The organism is Streptomyces sp. NPDC107538, from assembly GCF_055657445.1.
The window spans coordinates 670,286-690,263 of the sequence record NZ_JBVKAY010000001.1; the positions used below are offsets into that span (position 1 = coordinate 670,286).

General features: G+C 72.2%; 17 protein-coding genes. 6 read left to right on the forward strand and 11 right to left on the reverse strand.

The features are described 5' to 3' along the window. Positions 1 to 72 precede the first annotated feature (72 nt). Both ACZ7MG_RS02895 and rho read right to left on the reverse strand, forming a co-directional pair. On the reverse strand, positions 73 to 1,257 hold the full coding sequence (locus ACZ7MG_RS02895) for a D-alanyl-D-alanine carboxypeptidase family protein (RefSeq protein WP_471395687.1): 1,185 nt from the start codon (positions 1,255 to 1,257) through the stop codon (positions 73 to 75). Positions 1,258 to 1,352: 95 nt separating this feature from the next. Beyond that, a complete protein-coding gene (gene rho, locus ACZ7MG_RS02900) occupies positions 1,353 to 2,495 on the reverse strand; it encodes a transcription termination factor Rho (RefSeq protein ID WP_471395688.1) in 1,143 nt (380 codons plus the stop codon). Positions 2,496 to 2,879: 384 nt separating this feature from the next. Here rho and ACZ7MG_RS02905 point away from each other — a divergent pair, with 384 nt between their 5' ends. Continuing rightward, positions 2,880 to 4,673, forward strand: coding sequence for an alkaline phosphatase family protein (locus ACZ7MG_RS02905; RefSeq protein ID WP_471395689.1), 1,794 nt, complete (start codon positions 2,880 to 2,882; stop codon positions 4,671 to 4,673). 73 nt (positions 4,674 to 4,746) lie between these two features. Here ACZ7MG_RS02905 and ACZ7MG_RS02910 read toward each other — a convergent pair whose 3' ends face one another. Continuing rightward, positions 4,747 to 6,339 (reverse strand): alpha-amylase family glycosyl hydrolase, encoded by a 1,593-nt coding sequence (locus ACZ7MG_RS02910; protein ID WP_471395690.1) that lies wholly within the window; start codon positions 6,337 to 6,339, stop codon positions 4,747 to 4,749. A 64-nt stretch (positions 6,340 to 6,403) separates the two neighbouring features. Between ACZ7MG_RS02910 and ACZ7MG_RS02915 the strand changes: the two genes are divergently transcribed. Continuing rightward, on the forward strand, positions 6,404 to 7,201 hold the full coding sequence (locus ACZ7MG_RS02915) for a class I SAM-dependent methyltransferase (protein WP_471395691.1): 798 nt from the start codon (positions 6,404 to 6,406) through the stop codon (positions 7,199 to 7,201). A gap of 70 nt (positions 7,202 to 7,271) precedes the next feature. Here ACZ7MG_RS02915 and ACZ7MG_RS02920 read toward each other — a convergent pair whose 3' ends face one another. The 8 genes from ACZ7MG_RS02920 to ACZ7MG_RS02955 form a co-directional block, all read right to left on the reverse strand. Further along, entirely contained in the window at positions 7,272 to 8,078 is an 807-nt protein-coding gene (locus ACZ7MG_RS02920) for an alpha/beta fold hydrolase (protein ID WP_471395692.1), read from the reverse strand. Between the two features lie 144 nt (positions 8,079 to 8,222). Continuing rightward, positions 8,223 to 9,383, reverse strand: a complete 1,161-nt coding sequence (locus ACZ7MG_RS02925) for a serine hydrolase domain-containing protein (RefSeq protein WP_471395693.1) — start codon at positions 9,381 to 9,383, stop codon at positions 8,223 to 8,225. A gap of 183 nt (positions 9,384 to 9,566) precedes the next feature. Next, the gene (locus tag ACZ7MG_RS02930) at positions 9,567 to 10,535 is read right to left on the reverse strand and encodes an acetylxylan esterase (protein ID WP_471395694.1); all 969 of its coding nucleotides are present in this window, start codon (positions 10,533 to 10,535) and stop codon (positions 9,567 to 9,569) included. 171 nt (positions 10,536 to 10,706) lie between these two features. Further along, positions 10,707 to 12,326, reverse strand: a complete 1,620-nt coding sequence (locus ACZ7MG_RS02935; RefSeq protein ID WP_471395743.1) for a solute symporter family protein — start codon at positions 12,324 to 12,326, stop codon at positions 10,707 to 10,709. Positions 12,327 to 12,358: 32 nt separating this feature from the next. After that, positions 12,359 to 12,832: a DUF485 domain-containing protein gene (locus tag ACZ7MG_RS02940; protein WP_471395744.1), complete on the reverse strand. Its 474-nt coding sequence runs from the start codon at positions 12,830 to 12,832 to the stop codon at positions 12,359 to 12,361. A 55-nt stretch (positions 12,833 to 12,887) separates the two neighbouring features. Beyond that, a complete protein-coding gene (locus tag ACZ7MG_RS02945) occupies positions 12,888 to 13,472 on the reverse strand; it encodes an Rv1733c family protein (RefSeq protein WP_471395695.1) in 585 nt (194 codons plus the stop codon). An 844-nt stretch (positions 13,473 to 14,316) separates the two neighbouring features. Further along, positions 14,317 to 15,090, reverse strand: a complete 774-nt coding sequence (locus ACZ7MG_RS02950) for a ferredoxin reductase (RefSeq protein WP_471395696.1) — start codon at positions 15,088 to 15,090, stop codon at positions 14,317 to 14,319. Beyond that, positions 15,083 to 15,688, reverse strand: coding sequence for a sulfite oxidase-like oxidoreductase (locus tag ACZ7MG_RS02955; protein WP_471395697.1), 606 nt, complete (start codon positions 15,686 to 15,688; stop codon positions 15,083 to 15,085). The genes ACZ7MG_RS02950 and ACZ7MG_RS02955 overlap by 8 nt, the downstream gene beginning before the upstream one ends. Here ACZ7MG_RS02955 and ACZ7MG_RS02960 point away from each other — a divergent pair. The 4 genes from ACZ7MG_RS02960 (at position 15,687) to ACZ7MG_RS02975 (ending at position 19,971) form a co-directional block, all read left to right on the forward strand. Further along, a complete protein-coding gene (locus ACZ7MG_RS02960; RefSeq protein WP_471395698.1) occupies positions 15,687 to 15,902 on the forward strand; it encodes a hypothetical protein in 216 nt (71 codons plus the stop codon). The genes ACZ7MG_RS02955 and ACZ7MG_RS02960 overlap by 2 nt on opposite strands. 108 nt (positions 15,903 to 16,010) lie before the next feature. Continuing rightward, positions 16,011 to 16,757, forward strand: a complete 747-nt coding sequence (locus tag ACZ7MG_RS02965; protein WP_471395699.1) for a GNAT family N-acetyltransferase — start codon at positions 16,011 to 16,013, stop codon at positions 16,755 to 16,757. Positions 16,758 to 16,964: 207 nt separating this feature from the next. Next, on the forward strand, positions 16,965 to 17,750 hold the full coding sequence (locus ACZ7MG_RS02970; RefSeq protein ID WP_471395700.1) for a putative protein N(5)-glutamine methyltransferase: 786 nt from the start codon (positions 16,965 to 16,967) through the stop codon (positions 17,748 to 17,750). Positions 17,751 to 17,940: 190 nt separating this feature from the next. Next, complete coding sequence (locus ACZ7MG_RS02975) at positions 17,941 to 19,971, forward strand: FAD-dependent oxidoreductase (protein WP_471395701.1); 2,031 nt, start codon at positions 17,941 to 17,943, stop codon at positions 19,969 to 19,971. Positions 19,972 to 19,978: the final 7 nt, after the last annotated feature.

Genomic DNA, 19,978 nt, shown 5'->3' on the forward strand with positions numbered 1-19,978 from the left:
CATCGGCGGCTTCGTCGGCAGCAACACCTATGTGTGGATCACACTCGGCCTGCTGCTGTGGCTGCCGGTCGGTCAGCCGCGGGTGAGCCGGCCGTTCCTGAACCGCAGCGTCAGCGCCACGGCCGCCGCGCCGAACCCGGCGGCGCCCGCGATCGCGCCCGCCACCGGCCAGCCGGGGGCGGTGACTTCGGCCGTCTCCGCACCGACCGGCAGCGACCCGGGGGCCGCCTGAGGGCCCGCCGCCGGGCGCGGCGGCAGCAGCGAACCCACCGCGTCCACCTGCCCGGCGGCCCGGAAACCCCAGTCGAGCAGGGAGCGCGCCTCCTCGTACACGGCGTGGCCGCCGCCCGAGGGCCGCAGCACCGTCACGACGAGGGTGCGCCCGCCCCGCTTCGCGGCGGCGATCAGGGTGTTGCCCGCCTTGCTGGTGTAGCCGTTCTTGACCCCGATCAGCCCCGGGTAGCGCTCGACCCCGGCGCCGGTGAGCAGCCGGTTGGTGTTCTGGATGCCGTACGACCAGTCGCCCGCCGGGAACTTCGCGGTGGCCGTGGCGCAGTACGCGGCGAACTCCGCGTTGCGCAGCCCGGCCCGCCCGAACACCGCCAGGTCGTACGCGGACGACACCTGGCCGGGCGCGTCGTAACCGTCGGGCGAGACCACATGGGTGTCCCGGGCGCCCAGGGCGCGGGCCTTGACCTGCATCTGCTCGGTGGTGGCCTTCCAGCCGCCGTTGAGGGCGGCCAGCACACGTACGGCGTCGTTGCCCGAACTGAGGAAGACCCCGCGCCACAGGTCGGCGACGCTGTAGGTGCGGTCCTCCTGGACGCCGACCAGGCTGCTCCCGGCGCCGATCCCGGCCAGTTCCTCGCCCTTCACGGTGTGTCTCAGGCCCGCCGGGAGGCCCGGCAGCACGGTGAGCGCGAACAGGGTCTTCAGGGTGCTCGCCGGCGGCAGCTTGCGATGGGAGTCGTGCGCGGCGAGCACCGCCCCGCTGTCGGCGTCGGCCACCAGCCAGGACACCGCCGAGACGTCCTGCGGCACCCGGGGCGCCCCGGTCCGTGGCCGTACCTGCGTCCCCGGCCGGTACAGCGACGACGACTGCCGTACGCCCTTGGCGTCCTGCGGGCCCGCCGCGATCCGGGGGCCGGTGGCTTCCGGGTTCGTCGCGACGGCCAGCGCCCCGAGCGCGCAGACGGCGGAGCAGCAGACGGCGACCCGGGCAAGACGAGGCACGCGGGATGAGAATCCGATGGTCATACCGTCAACGTAGGAACGGTCACGCCCTGGACCAGGGTGCCAGGGCCGGGCGGGCGGATCGAGCACCCGGATGCCTCATGGCGTGCCGCCCGGCGTCACGCCGCCGGCAGCGTGGGCTGCACCTGCCGCAGGAAGGCGGCGTTGTCCGGGGTGGCGCGCAGCCGCTCCAGGAGGGTCTCCAGGTTCGCCTGCCCGTCACGCGACCGCAGGGCCCGCCGCAGCCCTCGTACGGCCGTCAACTCGCCCGGTGTCAGCAGGAGTTCCTCGCGGCGGGTGCCGGACGGGGTGATGTCGACGGCGGGGAAGACGCGCCTGTCGGCGAGGCCGCGGTCCAGCCGGAGTTCCATGTTGCCGGTGCTCTTCAGCTCCTCGAAGAAGTAGTCGTCGGCCCGGGACCCGGTCTCCACCAGTGCGGTGGCCAGGATGGTGAGCGAGCCCGCCTCCTCGGTCAGCCGGGCGGCGCCGAAGAACCGCTTGGGGCCTTGCAGCGCTGCGGCGTCGACCCCGCCGCTGAGGGTGCGGCCACCGGAGGCGGCCGCGTTGTTGTGGGCCCGGCACAGCCGGGTCAGGGAGTCCAGCAGGATCACGACGTCCTCGCCCTGCTCGACGAGCCGCTTGGCGCGCTCCACGACGAGTTCGGCGAGCGCGATGTGCTGCTTGGGCGACCGGTCGAACGTCGACGCGTACACCTCGCCCCGCACGGAGCGGCGCATGTCGGTGACCTCCTCGGGCCGTTCGTCGAGCAGCACCACCATGAGGCGGGCCTCGGGGTGGTTGGCGGCGACCGCGGCGGCCACCTGCTGGAGCAGGACCGTCTTGCCGGTCTTGGGCGGGGCCACGATCAGCCCGCGCTGCCCCTTGCCGACGGGGGCCAGGAGGTCGACCAGACGGCCCGTCAGACCGCTCGCCGGGTGTTCGAGGCGCAGCCGCTCACGCGGGTGCAGCGGGGTGAGGTCGTGGAAGTGCGGGCGGTCACGCAGCTCTTGGGGCGTGCGGCCGTTGATCCGTTCGACCTCGGTGAGGGCGCGTCGGCCGTCGCGGACGCCCTCGATCGTGTCGCCCTTGCGCAGGCCGTACCGGCGGATCAGCGCGGCGGGGACCTGCGGGTCGGACGGGGCGGGCAGGCCGCGCTCGACGCGCAGGTGTCCCTGCCCGCCCTGCGCGATCTCCAGGACACCGGTGACCCGGGCCGGAGGCTGCCGATCTGTGGAAGTGCGTTCGAGTGTGGTGGTGGTCATGAGTGGGGGTCCTTTCGAGGACATGTGGGAAACGCGAGGGAAGGGGAGGGGAGGCACACACCCGGGGTACGGCGAAGCCGTGCACGGCCGTCGCGTGGGAGAGGCGGTCCGTTGCGTCGCGGGTGGTGGGGGAAGCTGACAGCCGGTCGGAGGCGACGGGCGGTTCAGCGGAAGAGATCTTGGGATCCGAGGGATCCCAGAGAGAGCGGCACCGGCGCCCGGAAGCGGGCGATACACACGTGCCAAGGCCACTGTACCACCATCGGCCGTCGGCCGTTGGGGAGTTCCTTACTGACGGCTTACCCGTGGTCTTTGAACTGATGTCGCGGACCCCCCGTACAGAAGGGGGCACCGCCAGCGGTCTTCGCACGGAAGGAACGTCGCGTGTCGCTCTTCACGCGCTCCAGCCCACCACCCGACACGGACGAGACGAGCAAGGAGCCGACGGAGGAGACGGAGGAGACGGCCACTCCGGTCCGGCGATGGCAGCGGTACCGGACGGCCGTCCGGCAGAAGTACCCGGTCGCCGCGCGGAGCGTGTCGTGGGGGATCACCGCGCTGGCCCTCGCCCTGGTCCTCTTCGCGCTGCTGATGCCCGGTCAGCCCGAGTACTTCGTGGTCCGGCAGTTCCTGCGGCTGCCCGTGGAGCCGATCCTCGCCGCCGCCCTGCTGATGGCGCTGCCCCGCCGCCCACGGCTGATCGCGGCGGTCGTCATCGGCGTGGGTCTGGCCGCCCTGGTGGTCGTGAAGGCGCTGGACCTTGGCTTCAACCAGTTCCTCGGCCGCGGCTTCAACGTGGTCCTCGACTGGGGACTGCTCGACGACGCCGAGTCGTACGTCAAGGACACTCTCGGCGCCACGGGCGCCCGGGTCGCCGTGCTCGGCCTGGTGGTCCTGGTGCTGCTGCTGTTCGCCGTCATGACCCTGGCGGTGCTGCGGTTGGTGAACCTGCTGGTCCGCCACCGGGACCGGGCGACCAAGGGCACGATCGTCGCCGGCACCGTGTGGATCACCTGCGCGGCGCTCGGCCTGACGCCACTGGAGGACACCGCGTTCGCCTCCCGGAACACCATCGGGTTCGTGCAGGAGCGCTGGGGCCGGGTCCAGGAGACCCTGCGGGACGAGGCCGCGTTCGCCAAGGAGGCCAAGAAGGACAAGTTCGCCGATGTGCCCGCCGATCAGCTGCTGACCGGGCTGCGCGGCAAGGACGTCATGATCGCCTTCATCGAGAGCTACGGCCGCGCCGCCCTGGAGGACCCGGCCATCGAGCCCGGCGTGGACGCCGCGCTCGACGAGGAGGGCGAGGCGCTGACCAAGGCCGGCTTCGCGGCGAAGAGCGGCTGGCTGACCTCGGCGACGTACGGCGGCAGCAGCTGGCTCGGCCACTCCACGTTCCTGACGGGCCTGTGGATCGACAACCAGAGCCGCTACCGCACGGTCACCGCCGGCGAACGCCTCACCCTGCCCGGCGCCTTCGCCAAGACGGACGCCTGGCGCACGGTCGGGGTCGTGCCCGGCGTCCAGTACAACTGGCCGGAGGGCGACTTCTACGGCTTCGACAAGGTCTACGACTCCCGCGATGTCGGCTACCAGGGACCGAAGTTCAGCTGGTCGACCATGCCCGACCAGTACGCCCTCACCGCGTTCGAACGTCTGGAGGCATCCAAGAAGGCCGCCGAGAAGGGCGACAAGCCGCTGATGTCGGAGATCATCCTGACCTCCAGCCACCAGCCGTGGGCGCCGCTGCCGAAGATGATCGACTGGGACAAGGTCGGCGACGGGTCGGTCTACAAGGACATCGAGAAGGCGGGCAAGGACCCGGCGGACGTGTTCACCGACCCCGTCAAGGTCAAGGAGGAGTACGGCAAGTCCGTCCAGTACTCCGTGCACAGCCTCCTGCAGTACGTGGAGAAGTACGGCGACGAAAACACCGTGCTGGTCTTCCTCGGCGACCACCAGCCCATGGCGAGCGTCAGCGGCAACGGCGCCGGCCATGACGTACCCGTCACCATCGTCGCCCACGACCCCAAAGTGCTCGACCGGATCGACGACTGGGGCTGGTCCGACGGACTGCGGCCCGGCGACGACGCCCCGGTCTGGCGCATGGACTCCTTCCGCGACCGCTTCCTCACCGCGTACGGCGAGGAGCCGAACGTGGCGGGCACACCTGCGCCGTAGCGGCCAGCGGCCAGCGACCTGTGGCACGGGGGTGGATGCCCGGAACGGGGTTGCGGGCATCCACCCCCGACGACTACCCGCCGCCGCCCAGCTCGAAGATCCCGTACCCGAAGCCTTGCGCGGTGACCGTGCAGTCCGCGATCTCCACGCCCCGCCCCTCCAGCACGCTCCGGACGGCCCCTTCGTACGGCCAACTCACCTCGCTGCGCTGGGGGTTGACCACCACTAGGTAGCGCCCGCCCCGTACGTACACGAACGGATGTCCCGCGTGCAGCACCTCCACCGAGCCGCCGGGGCCCAGTTCGGGGGTGTGCCTGCGCAGGGCGATCAGGCGGTGGACGAGGTGGAGGAGCGAGGTGTCGTCGGCGCGCTGGGCGGCGACGGACGGGCGGTCGGGGGAGGGGTCCACGGGGAGGTAGAGGCGGTCGGCGGGAGCGGTGGAGAACCCCGCGTTCGGGGTGTCGTCCCACTGCATGGGGGTGCGGGAGCCCGCCCGGTTGTAGCGGGGGCCGAGGACACTGCCCTCCTTGTCGGGCAGGCCCGGGACGTACCGCATACCGATCTCGTCGCCGTAGTAGATCGCCGGGAGCGTCGGCCAGGTCAGCTGGAAGGCGAAGGCGGCGGGGAGCTGATCGGCCGTGCGGGGGCCGCAGTTGAGGCGGGAGAAGTCGTGGTTGGCGGTGGGCAGGGAGACGAAGCCCGTACCGTCGACGGCTGTCGTCGCCCGCTGCCAGGCCTCGACGAACGGCCGCGGTGAACCGGCGCCGCTCGCGTCGAAGAAGCAGTCGAGGGGGTCCCAGTTCTCGTGGACCGTGCCCCCGCCGTTGTTCCACAGCGAGCGCAGGGCGAGGCCGTCGGTGGGGCCGCCGAAGTGGAGGAAGAAGTCGGCGTGGAACCCGGCCGGGATCGACACCTCCGGCTCACCCCACTCGGCGAGCAGCACGGCGTCCGGGTGGGCGGCGTCCAGCCAGTGCCGCAGTTCCGTCCAGACCCGGGCGGTCTCGGCCTTGCCCGGGTCGTCCTTGACGAGCGACGCGGCCATGTCGACGCGGAAGCCGGACAGCCCGAGGCCCAGCCAGTGGTCCATGACCGTGCGCAGGGCGTGGCGGTTGGCGCGCGGGCCGTCGGCGTCGACCGGCAGCCGCCACGGTTCGGCCGGATTCCCGCGCGCGTAGCCGAAGTTGAGGGCGGGCTGCGAGTCGAAGAAGTTCGGGAGATACGACCCCGGGCGGGTTCCGGGGGAGGGCACGAACCCCTCGGGCCGGCCCTCTGTGGTCCAGATGTAGCGGTGGTCGTCCGGGTCGTCGGCGGAGGCCCGGAACCACGGATGGTCGACGGACGTGTGCCCGGCGACCAGGTCCAGCAGGATCCTGATGCCCCGGCGGCCCGCCTCCTCGACGAGCTTCGCCAGGTCGTCGTTGGAGCCGTAGCGCGGGGCGACGCTCAGATAGTCGGCGACGTCGTACCCGGCGTCACGGAACGGCGAGACGAAGCACGGGTTCAGCCAGACGGTGTCGACGCCCAGCCAGGACAGATGGTCGAGATGTTCGGCGATCCCCGCGAAGTCCCCGATGCCGTCCCCGTCGGAGTCGGCGAAGGACTGCGGATAGATCTGGTAGAAGACGGCGTCGGCCAGCCAGGTCGGGGCAGGACGGAACGAAGTCATGCCTCGGACGATAGGCGAGGGTCCACCCCCGCCGCTGCCCCGAGCCAGGGCCTAAGCTGACCGGATGTTCACCCCGCAAGGCCCCAGCCTCCGCGAACTCGCCGTTCAGGCGCTCTCGTCCGTCGAACGCGGCTACGACCTGCTCGCGCCCAAGTTCGACCAGACGCCGTTCCGTACGCCGGACTCCGTCCTGGAGGCGGTCGAGGCGGCGCTGTCGTCGATGGGCCCGTTCACGCACGGCCTCGACCTGTGCTGCGGTACCGGGGCCGGGATGGAGGTGCTGCGCGAGGTCTGCCGGGAGAGCGTCACCGGCGTCGACATCAGTGCCGGGATGCTCGCGGTGGGCCGGGAGCGGCTGGGCTCCGGCGCCGCCCGTTCCGCCGGCTCGGAGGGTGCCCGTGGCGCCGACTTCGCGGACGCGGGCCCGGTCGTCCCCGGTGACCCCCGTGTGTCCTGGGTGCGCGGCGACGCCCTCGCCCTGCCCTTCGCCTCCGCCTTCGACCTGGTGGTCAGCTTCGGCGCGTTCGGGCACTTCCTGCCGGAGCAGTTGCCGGGCCTGTTCTCCGAGGTGCACTCCGCGCTGCGGCCCGGCGGACGCTTCGCGTTCCCGCTGCCGGCGCCCGCCCCGCCCAACTCCCCCTGGTACTGGGCGGCGCTGGGCTTCGACACGGCCATGCGGGTGCGCAACGCGGTGTGGCGGCCGCCGTTCGTCATGTACTACCGGCCGTTCCGCCTCGGCGTCGTACGGCAGGAGCTGGAACACACCGGCTTCCAGGTGGAGTTGTTCGCCCTGCCCGAGTTCGGGCGGCGGCCCGACGGCAGCCCGCGCTGCCGGATGGTGGTGGCCACCCGTAAGGGCTGACCGGCAGGCGGACCCACGGGGACGCGGCCACCGGGCCCGGGGAGGGCGGGCCCGGACCCGGCGGCGCACGTCAACCGGTCGACTTCGCCGCCGACTTGATCAGCGCGGTCACCTTGTCCGGGTGGGACATCATCACCACGTGCGAGGAGTTGACCTCGACGGTGCGCGAGCCCGCCCGCTCCGCCTGGAACCGCTCCAGCGCGGGCGAGATCGTCTTGTCCTTCTTGGCGACCATGAACCACGAAGGGATCGTGCGCCACGCCGCAACCTGCGCCGTGGACTCGAACGCCGCGAGACTGACCGGGCGTTGGGACACCGCCAGCACCGAGGTCCGGGAACGCGGCAGATCACCGGCGAACACGTCGTGGAACTTGTCGGGCTTGATCGCCACGTCGGTGTGTCCGGCCCCGTCCGGCAGCCCCTCCAGCGCCGGGAGCAGCTCGGAACCCGGGAAGCGTCCCGCCAGCTCGCTGAGCAGCTCGCCCTTGTCGGGCATGAAGGCCGCCACGTACACCAGCGCCTTCACATCGGGCACGGACGCGGCGGCCTCGGTGATGACGGCACCGCCGTACGAGTGCCCGACGACGATCTTCGGACCGTCGATCGTGCCGAGGAGCGCGGAGATGTACCCGGCGTCCGCCTGCAGACCCCGCAGCGGGTTGGCCGGGGCGACGACGGGATAGCCCGCCTTCTCCAGCCGGGAGACGACCCCGGACCAGCCCGAGGCGTCCGCGAACGCGCCGTGCACCAGGACGACGGTGGGCTTCGGTGTCGACCGGTCGGCCGAGGGGGCGGCGGCCGACGGGATGACCGTGGCGGTGAGCACGCCGACCGTGACGGCGGCGCCGAGGATCAGAGGACGGTGCTGTCTGCGCATGCGTGTGTCAGCTCCAGACGAGGTCGAGAAATCGGCATCGATGGACCGCTGTTCGCTTCACTCGGATGTCGAAGAACCGCTGTTCGCTCTGGGGCTGATACTGACACCGGATCCGGTGCGGGAGTCGACTGAGAGTGCACTCGCTCACAGCACGCTGTACAACGCCTCGATCAGCGCCGTCTTGCGCGGGTCGTCGGCGATGTGCGGGCCCATCCGGTTCATGACGTAGCCGAGGGAGACGCCCGCCTCCGGGTCGGCGAGGCCGCAGGAGCCGCCGTAGCCGTCATGGCCGAAGGCCCTGGGGTTCGGCCCGTACGAACCGTGCGGGCCGCTCAGCCACAGGCCGAGCCCGATCTCGGTGTCCCGGCCGAACCCGGCGCCGAGCACCAGGTCGCGGCAGGCGCCCTGACCCTCGCGGACCCGCTCGGCCGCCTCCGGCGACAGCACCTCCCGCCCGCCCCAGGTACCGCGCAGCGCGAGGATCCCGTACAGCGCGGCGACCGCGCGGGCGGTGCCGTGGCCGTTGGCGGCCGGCACCTCGGCGGCCCGCCATGCGGGGCTGTTGGCCTCGGCGGCCCCGACCGGCGGGTTGGCGAGGGCGGACAGCGCGGTGGGCGTCAACTGGGCGAAGATCGCGGCCTGTTCACTGGTGGACGCGGCCGGCGGATGCACCAGCTCGGCCACCCGTCCCGCCTCCGCCTCCGGCAGCCCGATGGTGAAGTCGATGCCGAGCGGCCCGGCGACCTCGCGCGCCAGGAACGCGCCGGGCAGCAGCCCCGACACCCGCCGGACCACCTCACCGACGAGGAAACCGAACGTCATCGCGTGGTACCCGGAGCCGGTGCCCGGCTCCCACCAGGGCTCCTGCGCCGCGAGCCGCTTGACGGTCAGCTCCCAGTCCAGGAGCTGTTCGAAGGAGAGCGGCTCGCGCGGCCCGGCGAGCCCCGACCGGTGCGACAGCAGATGCCGGACGAGCACACCCTCCTTGCCGGCCGCCGCGAACTCCGGCCAGTACACGGCCACCGGGGCGTCCAGGTCGAGCAGGCCCCGGTCGACGAGGAGGTGCGCGCAGAGCGCGGTCGCCCCCTTGGTCGTCGACCACACATTGACCACGGTGTCCCGCTCCCAGGGGCGGGTCCGCGCCGCGTCGGCCCAGCCGCCCCACAGGTCCACCACGGTCTCCCCGCCCACCGTCACGGTGACCGCGGCGCCCAGCTCGTCACGCGCGCCGAAGTTCTCCTCGAACGCGTCGCGCACGGCCTCGAACCGCGCCTCGCAGTGACCCCGCACCTGGGACTGAGACATGAACCCTCCGTGGTCCGCCGCCGTCACCGGGACGGCGGCGGCCGCCCGGCCCTCCCGAACGTACCGACTGGTCGGACAGGAGGGAAGGCGTTCGGCGGAACCGCGCCTACCGGCTCCCGGAAGGGCGTCGAGCGGTGCTCGCGGTCCCGCGCGTACAACTCCGGGATCGCGTCGACGCCCCCCTCAGAGCTGGGCGGCGAGCCAGCGCAGCTTGACCGCCTCCTGGAAGGGGCCGCCGCCCTCGTGGTCGTTGAAGTCGTACACCTCGATGCGCTTGTCGCCCTCGGCCCAGGCGTTGAAGGCCGCGAAGACCGTGGAGGGCGGGCAGGTCTGGTCCTCCAGCGCAGCCGAGAACAGGGCGGCGGCCCGGCCGCGCGCGGCGAAGTGCACGCCGTCGAAGTAGGCGAGGGTCCGCCCGACCTGCTCGGTACGGCCGCGGTGGGTCTTGAGGTACTTGCCGATCTCGCGGTACGGATCGCGGTCGGTGATCGTCGTGGAGCGCGGGAAGTCGCACAGGAACGGCACATCGGGCGCGACCGCCACCAGGTCGGGGACGAGTCCGCCGACCGCGATGGAGATACCGCCGCCCTGGCTGGAGCCGACCACGGCCGTGCGCGCGGCGTCGGTCCGCGGATGCGCCCGGGCGGCCTCCACGGCGCGTACGGCGTCGGTGTAGACCCGGCGGTAGTAGTAGTTCTCGGGGGCGTCGATGCCCCGGGTCATGAAGCCGGGGAAGGCGGGCGCGCCGGCCACCGGGTCGGGGGTGTCGCCGCCTCCGCCCCAGGCGCTGCCCTGGCCCCGGGTGTCCATCACGAAGTGCGCGTAGCCCGCCGAGGCCCACAGCAGATGGGTGTGGGACAGGCCGCGACCACCGCCGTAGCCGATGAACTCCACGACGGTGGGCAGCGGTTCGGCCGCCCCGGCCGGGAGGACCAGCCAGCCCTTGACCGGGTGTCCGCCGAACCCGGAGAAGGTGACGTCGTACACCTCGACCGTCGTCAGATGGGTCTCGACCGGCTCGAAACGGGCGTCGAGGTCGTGCTCGCGGGCCTCCTGGAGCGTCTTCGCCCAGAAGGCGTCGAAGTCCTCGGGCTCGGTCGAAGCGCTTCGATAACCACGGAGCTCGTCCAACGGCAGGTCGAACAGGGCCATGAAGGACCACCTTTGAGTGCTGGGGTGCTGACGGCTGCTGAGGTGCTGACGGCATGGGCGGTGCGGATGATCACACCGTACGTGGGGCGTCGCGGGCCCGCCAAGGGTCTTTTTCCGGGCCGCCACGCCCCACCGTTCACCGTCGGCCGGCCCGCCGCCCGGCCCCGCGCCTCACGTCTCGTCGGCCCCGACCAGGGCCCGGACCTCGAAGTCCTCGTACACGCCCGCCTCCTGGCGGGGTCCGAACCGGGAGCCGAGCCCGCCCAGCAGGAAGCCCGCCGGGATCGACACGATGCCCGGGTTCTGCAACGGGAACCACGCGAAGTCGGCGTGCGGATAGACCGAGCCGGGGGTGGAGGAGACGACCGGCGAGAACAGCACGAGCAGCACCGAGACGGCCAGTCCGCCGTACAGGCTGAGGAGCGCGCCACGGGCGGTGAACCCGCGCCAGAACAGGCTGTAGACGATGGTCGGCAGGATGGCGGACGCGGCGATCGCGAAGGCCAGGAACGCCAGGGTCGCGGTGTTGGTGCCCCAGGCGAGAAGGGCGAACATCATGCTGAGGACGCCCAGGACCACCGCGGCGATCCGGGCGACGCCCAACTCCTGGGTCTGCTTGGCCTTTCCCTTGCGGACGACCTCGCCGTAGAGGTCGTGGGCGACGGACGAGGCCGCGGCGAGCATCAGACCGGCGGCGACGGCGAGCAGGGTGACGAAGGCCAGGGCCGAGACGATCGCCGTCAGCACCTCCCCGCCGAGTTCATGGGCGAGCAGCAGCACGGCCGCGTCGCCCTTGTGGTCGATGCCGGAGATGGTGTCCCGGCCCACCAGGGCGGTGGCACCGAGGCCCAGCACACCCGCCATCAGGCACACGAACCCGACCAGGCCCACGGCCCACACCACCGAGGCGCGCAGCACCCGGGTCCTGCGGGGCGCGAACATCCGCATCATCACGTGGGGGAGCGCGGCGAGACCGAGCACGATGGCCAGTTGCAGACTGAAGAAGTCGATCTTGCTGATGGGTCCGGCCCCGTAGCGCAGGCCCGGCTGGAGGTACTCGGCGCCCAGTCCGCTGCCCTCGGTCGCGGAGGCCAGGAGTCCGTCGACGTTCCAGTTGAAGCGGTTCAGCACCAGGACGGCGACCAGCGTGACCCCGGCGACGAGCATCACGGCCTTGACGACCTGGATGAACGTGGCCCCCGGCATACCGCCGATGGCGGCGTAGATGGTCACGATCGTCCCGATGATGATCACGACCATCGTCCGTGTGGTCGGGCCGGGTTCGCCCACGAACTGGGTCATCAGTGCGATGCTGCCGACCAGTTGGGCGACCAGATAGAGGGTGCACACGGAGAGCGTGCAGATGGCGAGCGCCAGCCGGACCTGCCGCTGCTGGAGGGGCAGCCGTCGCGCCAGGGCGTCGCCGAGGGTGAACTTGCCCGAGTTGCGCAGGGGTTCGGCGATCAGCAGCAGCACCATCATCCAGGCGACGACCGTGCCGCCGAGGTAGAGCAGGCCGTCGTAGCCGGTGAGGGCGACGAGGCCGGTGCTGCCGAGCAGGGTCGCGGCCGAGAGGTAGTCGCCGCACATGGCGAGGCCGTTGCGCAGCGGCGACATGTCGCGGTTGCCGAGGTAGAACTCGCCGATCTCGTCCCGCTGCGGTGCCGTCAGCAGCGCGGTGAACAGGGTGATCACGACGACGGACAGGAACAGGACGAAGGTCAGCCGCAGACTGAAGGCGTCGGCCACGCTCGCGGAGAGGGGCACGGAGGGGGTCACGGAAGTGGTCATGGAGGTGGTCACGGAAGTGGTCACGGAGGTGGTCACCATGCGCGGAACCGCCGTCCCGTCGGCACCCGGTGCCGCTCGGCCTCCTGCTCCGCCAGCTGGGAGCGGAGCCGGCGGACGACCGGGTCGATGGTGCGGCGCATGTGGCGGACGTACAGGAACGCGGTCAGGCCCATGACGGCGAACTGCGCGAGACCGAGGGCCAGGCCCAGCGTGAGGTGTCCGATCAATCGCTGATTCATTACTCCCGGCACGAAACTCGAAAGGAGGACGTACGTCAGGAATCCGCCGACGGACAATGCCGTCGCCCATACCCCGAATCTGCGATATGCGGCGCTTATTGAACGGAATTCAGGGTGTGCGTGCATGGACTGTCGACCTGTCAACAAAGCACCCTCTTCGCTGCCTTGTGCCTGTGGGGGAGGAAGCGGAGTATGGCAGCAACGCAATTGAAGTATCAACTGAGTCGGTAGGATGAATATTGTGGACGTTCTGCAATTGGCCGACATGCGGTGCACAGCCTTTTAGCTGAGCAACGTTCTGGTTCTGCGTCCCTCTCCCGCGTCAGGCCCAGCGGTGTCCCCAGTCGGGGCCCGTCCGCGCCCATTCCTGTTCCCATTCGGCGAGCCGATGCCGGATGGCGACCCGGCGGACGAGGACATGCCCGAGCAGCACGAGGCCGACGACACCGCCGGTCGCGCAGGTCCCCATGGCGAGCGCGTGCTGCCAGACGGCCGTGTCGTTCGGCGGCGGCTCGACGCTGCGGCCCGTCCTGTCCAGCCAGACATCGGCGCGATCGCCGCGCTCGGTGCCCGCCGACACCCGCGCCTCGCCGGTACGGGAGCCGCCGTCGGGCTCGGTCCAGCGCGCCCGCACCCAGTACGTGGGCTGTTTGTCGCCGTGGGTCGAGGGCACGGCGGCCGGGGCCTTCTCGACGAGCACGGCACTGACCCGGTCCAGCGCGGCCCGCTCGGCGGCGGCGTGCGCCCGCGCGTCCTCATGGGCCCACCGGCCCACCGCGAGCCCGGCGGCCGGGGCGCCCAGGACGAGCAGCAGCACGACGCACAGCACCGTCCACGCCTCGACGACGTCCGAGCGCCGGCGCAGCGAATTGGAGCGCCAACGCCACCCGAACACCTGGCCTCGCATCTCACCCTCCCTCACCGGCACGGCCCTCACATACGAGAACCCCGGTTAGGACTGGTCCGCACTTCCGGTGTACCCGAAAGAGCCCGCGATGGCATGGTTTGCGCCAGAAATCATGCAGCAGCGGGCCGTGAGCACGGCTCCGACGACAGGTAGCGGCGGGCCCCGGCGGACTCAGCCGCGGTCCGGGCCCGGGGGTCGGCTGCGCTCCAGGCTCGGCGGTCTGGAGGCGGCACGGGACCGGCGGTCTGGCCGTGGTCCGGGACCGGCGGTCTGGCCGTGGTCCGGGACCGGCGGTCTGGCCGTGGTCCGGGACCGGCGGTCTGGCCGTGGTCCGGGCTCCGGCAGGCGTGGGGCGGCCCTGGGGGTCGGCGGCCCGTCCTCACTCCGGTTCCGGCGGTCCGGCTGCGGTCCGGGCCCCGGAAGGTCCGGCCTCGCTAGGTCCTCGGGGCTCAGTCGCGCTCCGGGACCGGCGGTCCGGCTGCACTCCGGGCCGGGCGCTCCCGCCCCACTCCGGTCCCCAGCGGCTCAGTCGCTCAGGGCCTGGGGCTCCGGTTGGCCCGGCCTCGCTAGGGCCCCGGCGGCTCAGTCGCGCTCCGGCCCGGGGGCAGCCTCACTTCGGGCCCGGGTTCAGTCGTGCTCCAGGCTCCGGCGTGCCTGCCTTCGATCCGGACCCGGGCGGATCACCACGCGCCGGTCCCGGCGGGCTCAGCTACGTTCCGGTCCCCGGGGCGCAGTCGCACTCCAGGCTCCCGCGTGCCTGGCCCCCGGCGGATCATCCCAGTCCGCCCCCGGCGGCCCAGCCTGGGTCCGACCCCGGCGGCTGAGCCCTGTCCGGGACCGGTGCTCAGCCGAAGCGCTCGATGCGGATGTGGTCCACCGGCTGGCCGGCGTCGGCCAGTAGTCGGGACGCGTGTTCGGCGAAGGCGTTGGAGCCGCACACGTAGGCCTCCCAGCCGCCCTCGGGCCGCTCGGCGAGCAGCGGCGTCACGTGGGCCGCCGACAGGCGCCCCACCGGCACCCCGGTGGGCGCCCGCCGGGTGAACACGGTCGTGGTCTCCGCGCCGTACTCCGCCGCGTAGATCAGCTCCTCGGGCCCGCGCGCGGACACCAGCAGCCGCAGGGGTACGTCGAGTCCACGCACCCGGTGGTGGCGGAGCATCGACATCAGCGGTACGACCCCGGACCCGGCGCCGACCAGCAGCGCGGGCCGGTCCCCGGGCCAGGCGAAGAAGCCGCTGAGCGGACCGCGCACCTCGACCACGTCGCCCGGCCGGGCCTCCGTGTGGAACCAGCCGGAGACCTCACCGCCCTCGACATGGTCCAGGGTCAGCTCGATGTGCCCCGCGTCGTCCGGCGGGGACGCCAGCGAGTAGTGCCGCTGCGCCGTGTAACCGTCCCCGGCGGTCAGCCGCAGCATCAGATGCTGCCCCGGCAGATGCCCCGCCCACCCGGGCACCGCGAACCGGAACGTGGACACGGTCGGCGTCTCCCGCCGGATCTCCGTCAGCGTCGCCGTCTGCCAGAGCGCCGCCGCCCGGTTGCTCACCGCGATCCGGCCGGGCACCGCGAACCGCGTGGGCGGCGCGAAAGCCGTGTACGGCACTGTCGTCTCAGTCACCGGAGTACCGCTGCTCCTCCCACGGGTTGCCCCGCGCGTGATAGCCGTTCTGCTCCCAGAAACCGGGCTCGTCGTGGTCGAGGAGCCGCAGGCCCGCGATCCACTTGGCGCTCTTCCAGAAGTACAGGTGCGGCACCAGCAGCCGCGCCGGCCCGCCGTGCTCGGCGGACAGCGGCTTGCCGTCGTACTCCCAGGCGATCCAGGCCCGCCCACCCGTGAGGTCGGCGAGCGGCAGGTTCGTGGTGTAGCCGCTGTGCGCGTACGCGACCGCGTGCGTGGCGGACGCGTCGGGCCGGACCACGTCCAGGAACGCGTCCAGCGAGACGCCCCCGAACCGCACCCCGAACTTCGACCAGCTCGTCACACAGTGGATGTCGCCCTCGTACGCCGACGCGGGCAGCGCGTGCGCCTCGTCCCAGTCCCAGGTGCGCTCCTGCGCCACCAGCCCGTCGATCCGGAACGTCCAGTCGGCGGGCGTGAGGTCGGGCGTGACCTCGGCGGACAGGACCGGCCAGTCGTCGCCGGCGTCGTACTGGCCGGGCGGCAGCCCTGGATGGTGGACGCGGGGGCGCCCGGTGAAGCCTCGGGTGACGTTCATGAAGATCCAACGTGACGACGGCGGTCGCGTGATCGCGGTGAGGGTGGCGATTGTGGTGCGTGTGGCGATTGTGGTGCGGGTGATGCGTGTGGTGATCGTGGCGACCGGGGGCTGGCTGAGTCATACAACCGTACGTGTTCAGGGAGAGTGCTCCGGCCCCGGGGCGGGCGGCGATCATTGCGGCCGTATGAACACTTCGCAGGCCCGGGAATAGCGGCTCGGCGATCTCCCTTGCCGCCTTCAGCCGAGGCCGGTGGACCCCGCGGACCCCGCGGACCCGGCCACCGGATGACAGCGGAGCAGAGGCAGAGTGGGAGCGCACATGTCCGAACACGCGAGCGGCAGCAGGGGTACGGGCACGGTGCCGCACGTCCTCGACAACCCCGCCCGGGCCTCCCTCACCGGGCCGCACTCCCACTTCGCCGAGCGGCGCGGTCGGGTACTGCGCTACCCGCTCGACGTCTCGCCGTGGCTCGCCCTCCCCGAGGACCCGGACGCGGCCGACTGGGCCGACCTCGCGGCGCTCGCCGGCCCCGGCGCCGAGGTACCGGTCGCGGCCTACAACGGGAGCCTCCCGGCCGACTGGGAGGTGGTCTTCGACCTGGAGGGCGTACAGCTCGTCGACGACGGGGTGGCCGCCGCGCCGGACCCCGAGGCCCTGCGGCTCGGCCCCGCCGACGTGCCCGAGATGCTCGACCTGGTCGAGCGCACCCAGCCCGGCCCCTTCCTGCCCCGCACCGTCGAACTCGGCACCTACCTCGGCATACGCCGCGACGGCGCCCTGATCGCCATGGCCGGGGAGCGGCTGCACCCGCCGGGCTGGACCGAGATCAGCGCGGTCTGCACCGACCCCGCCTTCCGCGGCGAAGGCCTCGCCACCCGCCTCGTCCTCGCCGTCGCCCACGGCATCCGGGCACGCGGCGAGACCCCCTTCCTGCACACCTCCGCGCGCAACACCACCGCGATCCGCCTCTACCAGTCCCTCGGTTTCCGCCTCCGCCGCACCACCCGCTTCCTGGCGGTCCGGGTACCCGCGGTCGAGACGGGCGAGGAGCGGGTGGGGGTGTAGTGGGGTGTAGCCGCCGGGGCGCGGGTCTTGAGGTCCGGTCATGACCATGGGGTAGGGTTGCCGGGCCAGTCAGCACGGGAGACCGAGGAGGTGGGACCCATTACCGCTGTGTCAGGTCGGGTGCTCTCACCCCAACGCGGCGCGGTACAGGGCCGATAGGCCACCGCGCGAGCGCCCTTCGGCCCACCGAAAGGCTCCTCGGCTGTCATGCCACCTCTCTCCAGCACCTCTGTCGTCTCCGTCGTCACGGCCCTGCGCGCCGCCGGCTGCGTCTTCGCCGAGGACGAGGCGGAGTTGATCCTCACCACCGCCCGCACCCCGGACGAGGCCGCCGCCATGGTGGACCGCCGCGTCGCGGGCCTACCGCTCGAACTCGTCCTCGGCTGGGCCGAGTTCGCGGGCCTGCGCATCACCGTGGAACCCGGCGTGTTCGTCCCCCGCCGCCGCACCGAGTTCCTCGTCGAGCGGGCCCTCGCCACCGTCCCCGCCGCCTCGGTCGTCGTCGACCTGTGCTGCGGCTCCGGCGCGGTGGGCGCCGCCCTGGCCGCGTCGCTCGACGGCGCCGAACTGCACGCCGCAGACATCGACCCGACGGCGGTCCGCTGTGCCCGCCGCAACCTCGCTCCGCACGGCGGCCACGCCCACGAGGGCGACCTCTTCGCCGCACTGCCCGACCGCCTCCGGGGCCGGGTCGACATCCTCGCGGCGAACGTCCCGTACGTCCCCACCGGCGAGGTCCCGTTCCTGCCGGGCGAGGCCCGCGACCACGAACCCCTGGTCGCCCTCGACGGCGGCACCGACGGCCTCGACGTCCTGCGCAGAGTCGCCGCCGAGGCCCCCGAGTGGCTCGCCCCCGGCGGCTGCCTCCTCGTCGAGACCAGCGAACGCCAGGCACCGGCGGCCCTCGACACCTTCCGCCGCTCCGGCCTCACCGCCCGCACGGCCGTCTCGGCGGAGATGTACGCCCACGTCGTACTCGGCACCCGGCCCTGAACCACGTGGTCCTCGGCACCCGGCCCTGAACCACGTCGTACTCGGCACCCGGCCCTGAGCCGCGTCACGGGCTCGTCTAAGGCCTTCGCCCCCTCGGTGTGGCCTTGCCCTCACCCATTGTGCAACTAGTTGCATAAACGGCGTGGCGTCGTCTACAACCGTCATGACGACGCCACGCACGGAGGGCCCCATGAGCCGTACGACCCGCTACCCGCACCTGCTGAGCCCGCTCGACCTGGGCTTCACCACACTCCCCAACCGGGTGCTCATGGGCTCCATGCACGTGGGCCTGGAGGAGGCCGAGAAGGGCTTCACGCGCATGGCGGAGTTCTACGCGGCCCGCGCCCGCGGGGGAGTGGGCCTCATCGTCACCGGCGGCATCGCGCCCAACGAGGCCGGACGCCCGTACGAGGGCGGCGCCAAGCTCACCACCGACGCCGAGGCCGAACAGCACCGCGAGATCACCGACGCCGTCCACCGCGAGGGCGGCCGGATCGCCATGCAGCTCCTGCACTTCGGCCGGTACGCCTACCACCGCGACCTGGTCGCGCCGAGCGCCCTCCAGGCCCCGATCAGCCCCTTCGTCCCGCACGCGCTCACCGACGCCGAGGTCGAGCAGACGATCGACGACTACGCGCACGCGGCCCGCCTCGCCCGCCGGGCCGGGTACGACGGCGTCGAGATCATGGGCTCCGAGGGCTATCTGATCAACGAGTTCATCGCCGCCGGCACCAACCACCGCGACGACCGCTGGGGCGGCTCCTACGAGAACCGCATGCGCTTCCCGGTCGAGATCGTGCGCCGGGTCCGCGAGGCGGTCGGCGAGGACTTCATCGTCGTCTACCGGCTGTCGATGCTCGACCTCGTGCCCGGCGGGTCCACCTTCGACGAGGTCGTCACGCTGGCGAAGGCCGTGGAGGCGGCCGGGGCGACCCTCATCAACACCGGCATCGGCTGGCACGAGGCCCGTATCCCCACCATCGCGACCTCCGTGCCGCGCGGCGCCTACACCTGGGTGACCAAGAAGTTGATGGGCGCGGTCTCCGTGCCGCTCGTCACCACCAACCGCATCAACACCCCCGAGCTGGCCGAGGAGTTGCTCGCCGACGGCCACGCCGACATGGTCTCCATGGCCCGCCCGATGCTCGCCGACCCGGACTTCGTCAACAAGGCCCGCGACGGCCGCTCCGACGCCATCAACACCTGCATCGGCTGCAACCAGGCCTGCCTCGACCACACCTTCAACCTGCAGATCACCTCCTGCCTGGTCAACCCGCGCGCCTGCCACGAGACCGAACTCGTCCTCTCCCCGACCCGGCGGCGCAAGCACGTCGCGGTCGTCGGCGCGGGCCCGGCCGGACTCGCCTGTGCGGTGAGCGCCGCCGAACGCGGCCACCGGGTCACCCTGTTCGACGCCGCGAGCGAGATCGGCGGCCAGCTCAACGTCGCCCGCAAGGTCCCCGGCAAGCAGGAGTTCGACGAGACCCTGCGCTACTTCCGCACCCGGCTCGACGAGCACGGCGTCGACGTACGCCTGAACACCCGCGTCACGGCCGACGACCTCGGCGCCACGGAGTACGACGAGGTGGTCGTCGCCACCGGCGTCACCCCGCGCACCCCCGAACTCCCCGGCGCCGACCACCCCAAGGTCCTCGGCTACCTGGACGTCCTGCGCGACAACGCCCCCGTCGGCGACCGCGTCGCCATCCTCGGCGCCGGCGGCATCGGCTTCGACGTCGCCGAGTACCTGACCGACGGCGGCGAGAAGACCAGCGAGGACCCGGCCGCGTACTTCCGGCAGTGGGGCGTCGACATGGACTACCGCGCCCCCGGCGGCCTCATCGCCCCCGAACGCCCCGCCCCGCCGCGCTCGGTCCACCTCCTCCAGCGCAAGACCTCCAAGGTCGGCGCCGGACTCGGCAAGACCACCGGCTGGATCCACCGCACCGAACTCAAGCACCGCGGCGTGAGCATGGTCCCCGGCGTCCAGTACGACCTGATCGACGACGCCGGGCTGCATGTCACCGTCGACGGCGTCCGCCAGCTGCTGGAGGTCGACACGGTCGTCCTGTGCACCGGCCAGGACCCGCGCCGCGACCTCTACGACGCCCTGGTCGCCGCCGGCCGCTCCCCGCACCTGATCGGCGGCGCCGACGTGGCGGCGGAACTCGACGCCAAGCGGGCGATCAAGCAGGGCACCGAGCTGGCGGCGGCCCTGTAGGGGGCTT